The 13,748-nt window shown below is 41.3% G+C and carries 12 protein-coding genes; 5 read left to right on the forward strand and 7 right to left on the reverse strand.

Annotated features, from left to right (window positions below):
• Nucleotides 1-21: 21 nt before the first annotated feature.
• Nucleotides 22-1,020: a DnaJ C-terminal domain-containing protein gene (locus ACWATR_RS14150; RefSeq protein WP_460333265.1), complete on the reverse strand. Its 999-nt coding sequence runs from the start codon at nucleotides 1,018-1,020 to the stop codon at nucleotides 22-24.
• Between the two features lie 123 nt (nucleotides 1,021-1,143).
• Nucleotides 1,144-3,228 (reverse strand): molecular chaperone DnaK, encoded by a 2,085-nt coding sequence (gene dnaK / locus ACWATR_RS14155; RefSeq protein ID WP_460333268.1) that lies wholly within the window; start codon nucleotides 3,226-3,228, stop codon nucleotides 1,144-1,146.
• Nucleotides 3,229-3,544: 316 nt separating this feature from the next.
• On the opposite strand from dnaK, the gene ACWATR_RS14160 reads away from it, so the two are divergent.
• A complete protein-coding gene (locus ACWATR_RS14160; protein ID WP_460333271.1) occupies nucleotides 3,545-4,393 on the forward strand; it encodes a M28 family peptidase in 849 nt (282 codons plus the stop codon).
• Nucleotides 4,394-4,443: 50 nt separating this feature from the next.
• Here ACWATR_RS14160 and ACWATR_RS14165 read toward each other — a convergent pair whose 3' ends face one another.
• The 5 genes from ACWATR_RS14165 to ACWATR_RS14185 form a co-directional block, all read right to left on the reverse strand.
• The gene (locus ACWATR_RS14165; RefSeq protein WP_460333274.1) at nucleotides 4,444-5,358 is read right to left on the reverse strand and encodes a bestrophin family protein; all 915 of its coding nucleotides are present in this window, start codon (nucleotides 5,356-5,358) and stop codon (nucleotides 4,444-4,446) included.
• Nucleotides 5,359-5,626: 268 nt separating this feature from the next.
• A complete protein-coding gene (locus ACWATR_RS14170) occupies nucleotides 5,627-6,034 on the reverse strand; it encodes a VOC family protein (RefSeq protein ID WP_460333276.1) in 408 nt (135 codons plus the stop codon).
• A gap of 612 nt (nucleotides 6,035-6,646) precedes the next feature.
• Nucleotides 6,647-7,507, reverse strand: a complete 861-nt coding sequence (locus tag ACWATR_RS14175; protein ID WP_460333279.1) for an SIMPL domain-containing protein — start codon at nucleotides 7,505-7,507, stop codon at nucleotides 6,647-6,649.
• Nucleotides 7,508-7,602: 95 nt separating this feature from the next.
• Nucleotides 7,603-7,980: a hypothetical protein gene (locus tag ACWATR_RS14180; RefSeq protein ID WP_460333282.1), complete on the reverse strand. Its 378-nt coding sequence runs from the start codon at nucleotides 7,978-7,980 to the stop codon at nucleotides 7,603-7,605.
• 531 nt (nucleotides 7,981-8,511) lie between these two features.
• Nucleotides 8,512-9,576, reverse strand: coding sequence for an NAD(P)/FAD-dependent oxidoreductase (locus ACWATR_RS14185; RefSeq protein WP_460333285.1), 1,065 nt, complete (start codon nucleotides 9,574-9,576; stop codon nucleotides 8,512-8,514).
• Nucleotides 9,577-9,928: 352 nt separating this feature from the next.
• Between ACWATR_RS14185 and ACWATR_RS14190 the strand changes: the two genes are divergently transcribed.
• The 4 genes from ACWATR_RS14190 to ACWATR_RS14205 all read left to right on the forward strand — a co-directional run bounded on the left by ACWATR_RS14190 (nucleotide 9,929) and on the right by ACWATR_RS14205 (nucleotide 13,670).
• A complete protein-coding gene (locus tag ACWATR_RS14190; protein ID WP_460333288.1) occupies nucleotides 9,929-10,771 on the forward strand; it encodes a YaaW family protein in 843 nt (280 codons plus the stop codon).
• On the forward strand, nucleotides 10,753-12,105 hold the full coding sequence (locus ACWATR_RS14195) for an O-antigen ligase family protein (RefSeq protein ID WP_460333291.1): 1,353 nt from the start codon (nucleotides 10,753-10,755) through the stop codon (nucleotides 12,103-12,105). The genes ACWATR_RS14190 and ACWATR_RS14195 overlap by 19 nt, the downstream gene beginning before the upstream one ends.
• A gap of 387 nt (nucleotides 12,106-12,492) precedes the next feature.
• On the forward strand, nucleotides 12,493-12,882 hold the full coding sequence (locus ACWATR_RS14200; RefSeq protein ID WP_460333294.1) for a hypothetical protein: 390 nt from the start codon (nucleotides 12,493-12,495) through the stop codon (nucleotides 12,880-12,882).
• Nucleotides 12,883-13,148: 266 nt separating this feature from the next.
• On the forward strand, nucleotides 13,149-13,670 hold the full coding sequence (locus ACWATR_RS14205) for a DUF2518 family protein (protein ID WP_460333297.1): 522 nt from the start codon (nucleotides 13,149-13,151) through the stop codon (nucleotides 13,668-13,670).
• Nucleotides 13,671-13,748 lie beyond the last annotated feature (78 nt).

Raw genomic sequence — 13,748 nt, forward strand, 5'->3', positions numbered from 1 at the left:
CTGAATTCTACTGTATTATCCCTAACGGATTAAATCAGCACGGGGTTTAAAGGTTTCAATTTGCCGTAACTTTTCGTAAAGTTCCCGTTCTTCTTGACTAATATTTTTCGGTGTAACTATTTGAATTTCTACTAATTGATCCCCACGTTTACCGTCATCACTGGGATAGCCTTTATTACCTAGTCGAAATTTTTGACCAGACCTAACTCCGGGAGGGGTAGTCATTTTTACAGGGCCATCAAGAGTGGGTGCTTCTACCTGTCCTCCTAAAACTGCCTCGCTGGGAGTAACTGGTACTTGGCAGAGAATATTTGCACCTTCTAGTTTAAATAATGGATGAGGCTCAACGGTAATTTTTAAGTAGAGATCGCCACCACCAACGCCTTGATTTCGCAAACGAATAGTTTGGCCTGATACCATCCCTGGAGGCATATTAACCTCTAGCGATCGCCCATCTTCTAAGCGAATGCGTTCATTACCACCTTGATAAGCTTTTTCTAGTGGCAGTGTTAATCTGGCTTCTATATCCCGGCGGGTTGTGCGAGGTGGGGGGGTATTAACGGTATAGGCAACTTTTGTTCTGGGGGAACGAAATGGATCGCTATTGTTACCATTACTAGAATTACTGGCCCCACTCTTATTTTTGACGCCGATAACTTGATTAATAAAGCTTTCAAAATCAGAGAATTGGCTGGGATCTACATCCTGATTGCCGTTGCGATCGCTAGCGCTACTCTGCCAAGTTTTAGCCTTTGGCGTCTGTTTGTTGCCCGCAAAGCCTTTTTGCTTCCAGTAGCGGCTAAACTGGTCGTACTGCGATCGCTTGGCTGAGTCTGAAAGGACTTCATAAGCCTCGCCAATATCCTTAAATTTTTCCTCAGATTCTTTGTTACCCGGATTGAGATCGGGGTGATATTGCCTTGCTAACCGCCGATAAACCTTTTTAATTTCCTCGCCAGAGGCATTTTTAGACACTCCTAAAATCTCGTAGTAATCGCGAAAGTTCGGCAAATTTTGCATAGTTCAGTTATTTAAATTTTAGATTTTAGATTAATTATGAGTTAGGAGTTATGAGTTAGGAGTTATGAGTTAGGAGTTAAAAGATTTAATTTTTAACTCCTCACTCCTAACTTCTAACTTTTCTTACAACCAATCACTGTCTTCTTCATCATCCCAGTTATCTTGGTAGCTAGGACGGGATTTGCTGCGTGGAGGACGGCTTTCATAAGAGGGAGAACGACTGTCTCGGTTATAGTCTCTGCCGTAATCTTTGCCGTAATCTCTGCCATAGTCCTGACTGTATGAGTCGCGTTCCCGATATGTATCTCTGGGAAATTCGCGTTCTCGTTCCTTATCACCGCCAGTAAAGATGTCACGGATAGTACCAAACAAGTCGTCATCTTCATCTTCAGCATAAGTCTGACGGACTTCCCGATTTAGCTCATAGAGAGCATCTTGTAAATCGGCGTAGGCTTGATCAATACCGCGATCGCTATTTTCCTTAAGACTCTCTTTTAAGTCTCGACAAATATTATCAATTCTTTGGCGGCGGCTGCGGGCAAATTGCATACCAAATTCTAAAGCTACTTCTCTAAGTTGCCGTTCTGCTTGGAAAATCAACGCTTCAGAACGAGTCCGTTTTTCTACTCTTTCTTTGCGTTCGCGATCGACATCAGCGTATTTTTGAGCATCTTGAATCATCCGATTCACTTCCGACTCATTCAAGGTGGAAGCGCCTTGAATGGTGATACTCTGTTCTCGCCCAGTGGTTCTATCTAAGGCTGTTACCTGTAAAATACCGTTAGCATCAATATCAAATGACACCTGAACTTGGGGAATTCCTCGTGGCGCTGGCGGGATACCATACAGCTTGAAACGTCCTAAAGACTTATTGTTTGCTGCCATTTCCCGTTCGCCTTGGACTACGTGGATTTCCACAGTATTTTGGTTATTTTCAGATGTAGAAAAAATGTCGGAACGCCGGACTGGTATGGTGGTGTTGCGGGGAATAAGTTTTTTCATTACGCCGCCGATGGTTTCCAATCCCATAGAAAGAGGTGTGACATCCAAAAGCAGCACATCTTTGAGTTCGCCAGCGAGAATTCCTGCTTGAATTGCTGCACCCACTCCCACGACTTCATCGGGGTTGACGTTTTCGTTGGGTTCCGTACCAATCAAGTCCCGCACTAACTGCTTCACCATTGGCATCCGTGTAGAACCGCCAACTAACACAACTTCTTCAATGTCTCTAGGTGAGAGTCCGGCATCTTTGAGCGCCCGTTTCACTGGTATCCGTAAGCGCCCCACCAAATCACCACACAAACCTTCAAACTGGGAACGCGTTAGACGAGTTTCCAGATGTTTGGGGCCATCTTCAGTGGCAGTAATGAAAGGTAAGTTAATATCAGTGACGCTAACAGCAGAAAGCTCAATTTTGGCTTTTTCCGCAGCTTCCATCAAACGTTGTAAAGCTTGGCGATCGCGTCTTAAGTCTACCTCTTCTGTTTCCAGAAATTGCTCTGCTAACCAATCTACGATTATTTTGTCAAAGTCGTTACCACCTAGTTGCGTATCTCCACTGGTAGCCTTGACTTCAAATATCCCATCGCCTACTTCTAAAATTGACACGTCAAAGGTTCCACCACCCAAGTCAAAGACTAAAATGGTTTCCGTGTCACCCCGATCTAATCCATAAGCCAAAGATGCAGCAGTCGGTTCATTAAGAATTCGCAACACCTCTAAGCCAGCAATTCTGCCAGCATCGCGGGTTGCTTGCCGTTGAGAATCGTTAAAATAGGCGGGTACTGTAATTACTGCCCCTGTGACTGGTTCACCCAAATAGCGGCTAGCATCGTCTGCCAATTTCTTCAGCACCATTGCCGAAATTTCTTCTGGGGCGAAATCTTTCTTGAGGCGGGGACAGGCAATTTTAATATTACCTACTTCGTCTTTGCGGATGGTGTAGGGTACACGCTTAGAATCTGGATTAAGTTCGCCATACTTCCGCCCAATGAAACGTTTAACTGCGAAAAAGGTGTTTTGTGGATTGAGGACGGTTTGTCGCCGTGCCATTTGCCCAACCACCCTTTCGCCATCTTTGCTGAAGCCAACTACGGAGGGGGTTGTTCGCATTCCTTCTGCATTGGCAATCACCACCGGCTTGCCACCCTCCATAACGGCGACTACTGAGTTGGTTGTACCCAAGTCGATGCCGACTACCTTGCCCATGCGTTACTCTTCTCCTAAAGTGTCTTATACGTTTATTATGATTGGGCGGAACTACCTTTAGCTTTGTGCTACAGGATGAAACACCTCAATGGTATGATAGTTATCATTAAGGCAGTGAGCTAAGAAGTGCAGCTAGAGGAGATAGTTGCAAGACTAGGATAGCATTGAGATGGTTGGTGTGCCCAAGCAGCCTCAATTCTTGTTATCTGCCTACTTCTGTTTACGGTATCTGCAAGTTGGGTAAATGCACCTTATTAATGCTTGCTCTGCTGTTTTGAGTGCCTGAAAAGTCTAATATTGCCACTAGTTAAAAGATTTGAATTTAACAGAGCGATTAGAAAGTTCCCTGAGTGCGATCGCGCGCGAACGCGATCCTTACATGGCAACGGCTGGACATTTTTTTGTCCAAGAATATATCCGCCAGCAATTTTCCCAATGGGGGAGTGTGGAAATCCACACCTTTGAAGTCAGAGGTAAAGCTTGTAATAACTTGATATTAAATTTACCTTCTCGAACGAGAGGGGAAAAAAAGGATTTGCTACCAATTTTAATTGGCGCTCACTATGATGGTGTTCCGGGAACACCAGCGGCGGATGATAATGCTACAGGTGTGGCGGTGTTGCTGGAATTAGCTAGAAAGTTTGCTGCTGAACCTATCAGATACCCCTTAAGGCTGGTTGCTTTCGATATGGAAGAATATGGCTTACTGGGTAGTGCTGACTATGCAGCTTTATTGCATCAACAAAAGCAACGGCTACGCTTAATGATTTCCCTAGAAATGCTGGGTTATAAGGATTCTACACCTGGTTCCCAAAGTTACCCTCCTCCTCTGGAACGCTTCTACCCAGACAGAGGCGATTTTATTGCTTTAATTGGGAATTTGCGGACATTGCCGGACTTAATTGGTATGAGCCGTGATATTCGCAAAGCTGGCGTACCTAGTCAATGGCTACCCGTGCCGAATCGAGGTTTAATAGTTCCCCAAACCAGACTTAGCGATCATGCACCTTTCTGGGATTTGGGTTATCCGGCAATGATGGTGACAGATACGGCATTCTTGCGGAATCCACATTATCACAAACCTAGTGATGCGATCGCTACTTTGGATTTAGATTTTCTTACTGGTGTATGCGAAGGTTTAGAGATGGCAATTCGGCAGTTATAAAAATACTATATTTTATATTGTTTTTTGTTAATCAATATTCTGAAATTTTTTCAATTTACTATACTATTATCTTTACGCGATCGCACATTGGGCGTCAAAGTAATTAAATCGTCAATATTGCGTTTCATTGTCTCGCAAATTGCATCTAATGGTAAATCGTTGGCGTCATAACCAAAGGGGTTTTCTATCTCTAAGCCAATAGCTTCAATGCCAAACACAGTAAACCCAACCAAAGCAGAAATTAAACCTGTCCACCAACCGAGTTCTTCTACTATTTGAAATGGTAGCAGAAAGCAATATAATATTAGCAATTGCTTTAAATGAAAAGCATAGGCAAGCGGCATAGGTGTTTTTAAAATACGTTCGCAAGCACCTAAATTATCCACAAGATTATTCAACAATTCTTGCATAGATGTTAGCTGGTAGCTATTAATGCAATTACGATTATACTGTTCCTGTAAATAATCTCCTATCCAAAAGGCAACTTCTATGGGGGGATTATTCATAATTTTCAGTTTTATATACTTAGTAGATGGCACTAATTCTTCTAACTCGCTATTGACAACTTCTCCTCGCAAATGTAATTTAGTTGTTACGGCAAAAGCTGCCAATAAGTTTAATGTTGTGATTTTATTGTCTTTATCTTCTGGTGAAATTTCATCAACTGATACCCAAATTTGCCTAGCTAGATTTCGGACGTTATTTACTATAGAACCCCAGCATTTTCTCCCTTCCCAAAATCGCTCATAAGCCGTATTTGTACGAAATACAAGTAACAATCCTAAAACAATACTAGGAATAACACTTCCTAAAATAGGCTGGGATACAGGTTTGTCAAAATGGTAAAGCAGAGAAATTAAAAATCCGAAAGCTCCACACCATAAAATATGTTTGGAAATTGCTTTCATCACTGAACCTTTAGGTTGTAATGCTGTACTTACCCACTTGAGTTTTTCGGCTATCATTTAGTTACCTTAATTTAATATTTATTGAACCGATATAGCAATTAGTCAGACATTATATAAAAGTCAAAAGTAACGCCTATGGAGCAATTGTCAAGAAATTTAGAGATTTCACCGTGACTGCATAAATTCCACACTCCACCTCTCTAAATCTATAAAAGAAAAGATACATGCTTATCAATGATGGTTATACAGCATTGTGTATCCCAGTAAATCAAAAAGTTCTAACCTGTACAAATCCTGCCCTGTAAATTAAACGTTTAGACATGACTTATTTAGTTATGTCTTTTTTGTTGCCGTTAGTCTCGAAACGTTGAATTTCAATCAAATAACCATCAGGATCACGGAAAAAACAGTGGTAAATCTTATATTTTTCGTTTAGTATGGGTGGATTTTCAAATTCGATGCCACGTTCTTTGAGATATTCAAACCACTCATCCACCTGCTGTGTTACCAGGGTAAAAATGACACTTGATTGCTTGTCGGCTGGAGGAGTCAATATTTCGCTTGCTTGACACAATCCTAAGTATCCAGAGCCACTAACAGTATAAATTCGACAAGTTCCTTGGTCAAGCCATAACTCTAAGCCCAGTTTTTGTTCGTAGAATTCTGTAGATATATTCAGGTTAGAGGTAGAAAAAAAGGTAACTTGTTGTTCGATTTGCGGATGAGTAGACATAAAACACATTTGAGTATATACCCTAACGACATTGGGCGATCGCATAGGTAAAAATTAATTGATGTTAGAAACCTGTTACTGCTCCAGAATGCCTTAAGGGCATCTGGAGTTTCTTTTTGGAAAAGCGATGTCTACGACGGGCTACGCCTACACAATTTTCTCAATCATCCGGATATGCCAAAACATGGCTGAATAAGGATGCATACTGAATTATCTATATTTAACATGGGATATCATTCTTGATCTATCCCTCCTGCCAAACAACTCTCGCAAAACAGCCTCAGTTAATCTGGGGCTGTTTTGTGTGACTTTCAACAAAGAAGGTGTGTAAACGAGAATCTTCAGACACCTTTATCTACATTTGAGTGTATACCCTGATGACGTAGGATTTTATCACGGTGAAAATTTGGTATAGGTAAATGCGTATCTTTCCTGACTCCAGATTTGTCACAAACATTTCTGGAGTTTTTTCATTATTGAAGTTTAAAATCAGCAATCTAGTCTAAACTCAAGTCGCACCTATCCTTATTGATTCGGCTCATAAGAAAATAATTAAGCGATCGCACTCCTAATTTTGAATAAATAAAAGTGCGACACACTTAATATAAATGCTTATTTCGTTGTATATGTCACAAAAATATCCTTTTTCATCTCTACTTCTGCTGGAGCATCTGGATCATAAGCTGGTGATAATAAAAAACTAGCAAAAGACGGTAAAGGAACTCCAGATTTAGAACTACACGAGGGATATAATAATGTGTAAAATGGCTCGGCTACCGAAGGAATATCAAGTTTAACATTCATAGCACCTGCTAAAGCTTGAGCGCGGCTTTGAGCGTCTTTCATCGCTGACTGATAAACTGAACTCTGCAAAGCTTGACAGTCATTGACTGCGTACTCAACACCCACGCTCTTGACGGAAAGATTTTCAACTTCGCTCGTTGCCTTGTTTGCTGTAGCAACAATTTCCTGGACACGATCGCGCGTTGGTTTTTCCAATCTCACCAATATTTTGGCGTTATTTTCACTGGAATTAGTGCTAATTTGCACTTGAATTTTATCAGCCCTAATTCCTTTGGCAACTAAACTATTAACTACAGGCTGGAGAGTTGCTTTCGTTAGGGATTTTGTGTTTGGTAAAGATTCTGCTGCTGTTTTGTAATTTAAGAGTAGAGTCCGTGAGGATAAACGACGGGCTTCAGGTATGGCTGATGGTTGCGTTTCTAACTCATTATTGCTATCTCCGCTACTGAATACCAATTCAATATCGGCTGTATCTGCTGGCACTCTCACTACCCCTTGACCGATTACCATTAATGAATGGCGATCGCTTACTGGTGGATAAAATAATTGGGCATTAGTGACTTTTGGTGTTATTACTCCCACCCCGACAGTCACAGTAATACTTACCAACATTAGAGCAGTTATTTTTCTCATATCCTGGGAATGTCCTTTGAACCTGGTAATTGTCAAAGTTTACACCTCAAGAGCAGGATACTTAAAAAATATTGAGCTAATCCCACAAAGACTGTAGGATTAGCCCAAAAATTCAAAATTCACTCGAACTATTAACCAAACCAGTGAGAGGGTTCACAAGCTGGTTGAACTGTTTCACAAACATGATGGCTAATCCAATCTGACTTCTCTTGAACGATTAAACAAATGCCTTGGTGAATCAAATTCTGCAAATGTAGTTGCTGTTCCAAAGGTTTACGAGGCAATTTGTAATAAGCCAAGCTTCCTTCTTCAGCCTCCGCTAAGGGAATCTGTTTATCAGACATCGCGGTGTAAAAGGAGGGAATACGATTGAGGACGAAAGCAATTAGCTCTTGGCGTAAGTCAGGAATTGCAAAGGCTTCTTGATATGGATGGTATGGATATGTATCCAAAACGCTTTCAATCTCTCCTACTATTGATTGTTGTGTTAAATTAACTACCGTTTTCATGATTTTTAAACTCCTTTTTTAATTCAGTCAATGATTGATGGAGAAAACAACTTTTTTAGATGGCGATGTCGTCATGATAATCATTTAAAACTGATTCAACTGACGGATGTAATAGACACTGAAACTAGCCTTTTATCTTAGTAGAATATTAGACATTTTGCTCTGCTTGTTTTAGTTAAAATTTATACTGTTTTACAGCATGAATTATTAAAGCAGCGTCCAATATCTGGTAAGTTTGCGACATTTTATATTTATAATCCTAATTATTTCAAATTTCTGCCAAAAAGGCAGAAATCTACATAAAACGCAGCACGAAGACTAGGGGATCAAGATTAACGGCAATAAAACAACTTGAATTAGGAACAAGTTTTTAATGAAGTTAAGCTTTGTTGGTAATTTACATCACATTTTACATTTGCTGCAAAATTTGCTGTTTCATCTAAAAAACTTATTTGTTGCACTTTGATTTAGCAAGTCATAAAAATAGCGAGTTGCTATAGTGCAAAATCAGTCTAGCGACAGATGAAGGGATCAGACAAAAACGTTTAGAAAGTTCACATTGTCTAAAGGTAGATGAAGCAACTGATGATTAATTTTATCAGCCGCAGCTAATCCAGAAAGCATCGCACCTTCGGCAAGATTGCCCCCACACCAATCACCACAACAAACTAAAGGTAGGGGAGTTCCGGCAGACAAAAAAGCTTCATGCCAAGGACGGCTAGGAAAGGCATAACGCCAACGATGTACTTGCATCCATTCGGGAATATTCAGCCAAGGGAGGGACAGAGATTCAGCTGCTTGTTGCAACATAAGCTGTCCAACAGGTTGTAAATCTTGGGATTCTAGATGACGTTGGGCAAAACCAGCGCTACTTTGAACTACAAAATGTGGCTGCTGAGGGTTGGAACGCTTGCTACTGTCCAAGCCAATCCAGGCTAAATCAATATCATCCACAAAAGTTAGAGCTTTCCACAGAGGGAGGGGTTGGGATGTGGGAGGATATCCAGCGATCGCACTAATTGAGGGATAAAATTCTACAGAACGCAAGTTATCAAGGAAGACTGTATCAAGTACAGTTTCGCCTAAAGGTTCTAACAGCATCACAGCTTGGGGTGCAGGAATGGCGACAACTAAAGCTTTTGCAGTTAATTCTTCGTTGCTAGATTCGAGAGTCAAACGCCAACTATTTTCGGGAGTTGGGGTAATAGCGATGACACGCTGATTCAGTAATATTTCTAAACCTGGAGCGAGGGATTTAGCGATCGCACTCATTCCCCTAGGTGCAACATATCGGGGACTGCGGTTTTTCGGTTCAGATAAAGGAGTACTTGCTGTGAGTTCGTAAACCTCCTCCGTCCAAACTTCCAGGATATGGCGCGATCGCAATATCTCCACAAAACGTCTAAATAATTCACCCTTTGGCTTCAGATAACAAGCCCCATGATCCGCGCAAGTTCCATGCAAGCGGCGTGTAGCTAGTCTTCCTCCCAAACCACGGGACTTTTCCAGCACTATCACCGAATATCCAGCTTGACTTAACTGCTGGGCGCAAACTAAACCGGCGATTCCGGCACCAATTACTGCAATATCAGTCATGAGTCAATATTCCCTAGTTATCGGTTATTAATTGAAGGCAGGAGGAAAGAAAAACTTTCCTTTTCTATGAGAGGCTGCGCCAACGATAAGCATAGGAAGCATAGTTCTGGATCATTACCCAATTTAAAAAGAAGATACTGGTACAAGCGGAAAGTGCCGCAAGATATAAAGCTTACACAGCTTAACTCCCACGCAGTTATGTGTGAGTTATTCCTACCTTCTGCCTTTTGCTTCCTGCCTCCTAAATGGTCATTAGTTAGTTATTATCAAAGGACAAAATTACTACTAATGACTGCTGAAAGCTAATAGTAGAATAAGGTACAGAAAGCTGCATGGAAGGGAGGATGGGAAATTGGATGAAATGAGGGCGGCGCTAGAGTTAGCGACCGAAGAGGAATTGCAAGACTTAACAGCAATTCTGTTTAGTCGTAAGTTCAATCCCCTAGACTATGTACACACACCCGAACCCATCGAAGTGCAAAGCCAAGACCGGAAAGCTTGGTTAGATTCACTAGAGGGTCGCTTTCGCTTTTTGGCAGCAGATGGGATGACTGTATTACGGGGACGCACAGGCCAGGTAACTTACCGACAAGCCTTAGTTCAAGTATGTAAGTATCTAAAAATTCCCTATTCTAATCAGCTGGCAACTATTGATTTAGAAGCAGAAGTATTTTTACATCTGCTAGGACAGGTGTGGAAAAAATTGCCGGAACAGGAAAAACAAAAATTGACTGTACGGGTACAGCGTCAGCTGCTCAAGTCAGAACTCAAACAACCGCTACCACTTTTATTGCAACGTGATCCCTTGGGGTTACTTTTCAAGGGTGGTAGTGCGATCGCGGTTACTTCTCTTCTTCAGCCACTTGTACTGAAGCAAATTGCCCGTCAATTTGCCATCCACTTTGCTACTTATGAAGTAGCAAAACAAGCTGCGATTAAAGGCTCAGAAGCAGCTACGAAGCAATTCCAAAGCTATGTAGCTATGCAAATGGCGCAACGGGGTATGACTGTGAGTGCAGCTCGTTATGGGGCAGCCCGCACGATGTTTGCCGTAATTGGGCCAATGATGTGGGGTTGGTTTTTTGCAGATTTAGGCTGGAGAGCGATCGCCACTAACTATGGTCGAATCATCCCTACCATCTTTGCCCTAGCTCAAATTCGCCTCACTCGTGAGGAATGTTGGGAGCCAGCTTGAACAAGGTTTTTGACTATTTCAAATCTCGTTGGCAATCTTCTTGGAACTACTCTCTATGGGCACTATTCATCTTCCCATTGAGTCCCTTAGTGGGGGCTGTGACTATAGGACTTGTATCATTAATAACTTGGCTGAAACAAGCCCGCAAAATTAGTCGCCGCCCCTTAAACTGGGGATTTGCCCTTTTGAGTCTATTGCTGATCGTGAGTGCTGGGTTTGCTCAAGACAAGACAACAGCTTTCCTCGGTTTATTTAATTTATTACCATTCTTTTTACTTTTCGCAGCTCATAGCGATTTGATTCAAACATTTGCCCAATTGCGGCAAATGGCTTGGATTTTAGTGATTGGTTCCATGCCAGTGATAATTATCGGCTTGGGACAGTTATTTTTAGGCTGGAGTTTGAAATTCGAGATTTTGTGGGTTGTCTTAGCTTGGACAATCAGACCAGGAGGAAATCCGCCAGGTCGCATCGCTTCACTTTTCTTGCACGCTAATACCTTCGCAGCTTATCTAACAATAGTTTTCATCCTTGCTCTAGGGTTGTGGCTAGAACAATGGCGATTGGGTATTAGGTATTGGAGATTGGGTATTAGTAAGAATTCAGTCCCCAGTCGCCAGTCCCCACTCCCCTTCCTCTTCCTAACCGTGGCGGTGATTACAAATTTTATTGCCTTGATTTTTACCAACTCGCGTAATGGATGGGCGATCGCTATTTTTGCCTGTTTAGCTTATGCACTTTACCAAGGTTGGCGCATTCTTGTGGGTGGTGTCGCTGCGATCGTTTCTAGTGTGCTTTTGGCAGCTTTTGCTCCCTTACCAGTCGCTCAAATTTTTCGCCGGGTAGTTCCTGCATTCTTTTGGGCAAGGTTAAATGATGATATGTATCCAGATAGACCAGTCGCTTTAATGCGAAAAACTCAGTGGGAGTTTGCCTGGTCTTTAGCTCAACAACATCCTTGGACTGGCTGGGGATTACGCAGTTTTAGTCAAATCTACAAAGCTCAGATGCAGATTCCTTTGGGTCATCCCCATAACTTGTTTTTAATGTTATCTGCTGAAACTGGTTTTCCTAGTGCTTTTTTATTTTGTGGTTTACTCGCTTGGATTTTGATTACAGGTATTCAATTACTGCAAAAGTCAAAATATATAAATACAAAGGACAGATTGATATTTTTCAGTTATCTTCTAGCCTTTGTTGGCTGGATTTTATTGAATATGGTAGATGTAACTCTCTTCGATTTCCGTTTGAATACACTTTCATGGTTAATTTTGGCTGCCATTTGTGGAGTAGTACATCATTATCATGAACAAGAAAGGCTTGTATCTCGTTAAAATTAGTTAGTAAATGACAAACAGTAAGTATTTACATCATAAAAAGCTAATTCATCTAAGTATTGAAGGATCAAAAGATGTCTACCACAGGCTAGGCCTGAGCAAGCATAGTAACTTGTAATAGCGATGATTGGTTTTCAGTGTATGCACTGGGGACATTTAGAGTTTTAAGTTAATAAGATTACTATATTCACGTCTGTGACTGTGAGTGTGACTAATACCTAATTAGTCACTGTTGCTGATTGTTGGGAAGGTGTAGGGATAACCCTTTGGGATTTTCCTGCATAACGGGCATCTCTTGTAGATGCCCTTTTGTATATTTATTATTTTCCTCAGTTAAATATATTTTAAATAAAGATTTAGCTTCATAAAAAACGGAATTTATTCATGAAATTATCCTTACAAGGCTTTGTATTTATAACTTCTTCATTAGGATTATCTACAATAAATTTTGCTTTTACTCCCCCTGCGAAAGCAGCAATTGAGTGTGAAACAGGCAATATAATTTATTATCCCAATGGTTCACTGTTAACTTGTATACTTGAGCAAAATATTACTGTGCAAGTTTCCACTTCTCTTTCGGGAATATCTAATTTTCCCTGCCGAGGAAAAAGTTATATATCTTTCGATGAAAAAGGACAATTTCACACTTGTGAGCTTGCCGATGACATCCAAATCACAACAGGTAATTCATTTGAAACATGTTCGGCAGAATATAGGATATATGTTTCAACTTCAGATGATGGAAATAAATCTATTATTTGTCGGCAATACTAAATAATTCGTAATTCGTAATTCGTAATTCGTAATGACGCGACGCTCCTGCGTCGCTAACGCTTTGCTATCGCGGACTCGCTAACGTAATTTTTAATCAGTGGTTGCTACAAAACCTCCACGGTCTTGTTGTTGCTCACTAAAATATTTCTCACTTTTTCTAATACAACTCGCATCAAGCGATGCTGACGATAACCCTTATGGTGTAAGCTCTCCGGTAAAATGGGTGTGTCGGTAACGAAAAAAAAGACGCATCCATAACCAACCTTATGCTCACAACAGCTAACTTTCTTCAGTACACCCAATGGTCAGGTATAGCTACCTTGGTATTTGCTGCCTTAACAGTTTTGGCTTTTATTCTCAAATGGGGCATCCGCTTTCGACTGGTGGGTACGACTGGCTTTATGCTGGTGCTGACTGGTGGTTTATTTGCACTCTCAATAGTCCCCTTGAGTCGGACTGTGATTCCCGGAGCAGTCCGCTACACTCTAGTTTATGACAATGGGTCAACCCAAGCAGTGATTGCTACATCAACTCAAATTACACCCACACAATTAGAAGCAACTTTACGTCAAGCAGCTAGTAATTTGTTTTCTTATGGTCGTTCAGGTACACGGGAAGACGACAAGTTGACAGTTCGCGCTCGTACCATTATCCACCCAGAACCAGGGACTTCTGTACCAGTTTACTTGGGTGAGGCCAAGCGATCGCTCGTTTCTCATCAAAATTCTCCAGTAACAGTCGAAATTTACACAGACAATTTTGCTCAATTGCCAAAACCCAACGCTTAAGGAGCAGTGGGGCCGGAGGAGATGAGGAAGACAAGAGAAAATTATTGAACAAGTTTCTTCCTTGTCTCTTCCCAATCC

It is taken from the genome of Nostoc sp. UIC 10890, from assembly GCF_054786515.1.

Coding starts and splice junctions, on each gene's coding strand:
- ACWATR_RS14200 (WP_460333294.1), top strand. CDS start 12,493: ATGAAATTATCCTTACAAGGCTTTGTATTTATAACTTCTTCATTAGGA.
- dnaK (WP_460333268.1), bottom strand. CDS start 3,228: ATGGGCAAGGTAGTCGGCATCGACTTGGGTACAACCAACTCAGTAGTC.
- ACWATR_RS14150 (WP_460333265.1), bottom strand. CDS start 1,020: ATGCAAAATTTGCCGAACTTTCGCGATTACTACGAGATTTTAGGAGTG.
- ACWATR_RS14180 (WP_460333282.1), bottom strand. CDS start 7,980: ATGAAAACGGTAGTTAATTTAACACAACAATCAATAGTAGGAGAGATT.
- ACWATR_RS14195 (WP_460333291.1), top strand. CDS start 10,753: ATGTTGGGAGCCAGCTTGAACAAGGTTTTTGACTATTTCAAATCTCGT.
- ACWATR_RS14165 (WP_460333274.1), bottom strand. CDS start 5,358: ATGATAGCCGAAAAACTCAAGTGGGTAAGTACAGCATTACAACCTAAA.
- ACWATR_RS14170 (WP_460333276.1), bottom strand. CDS start 6,034: ATGTCTACTCATCCGCAAATCGAACAACAAGTTACCTTTTTTTCTACC.
- ACWATR_RS14185 (WP_460333285.1), bottom strand. CDS start 9,576: ATGACTGATATTGCAGTAATTGGTGCCGGAATCGCCGGTTTAGTTTGC.
- ACWATR_RS14205 (WP_460333297.1), top strand. CDS start 13,149: ATGCTCACAACAGCTAACTTTCTTCAGTACACCCAATGGTCAGGTATA.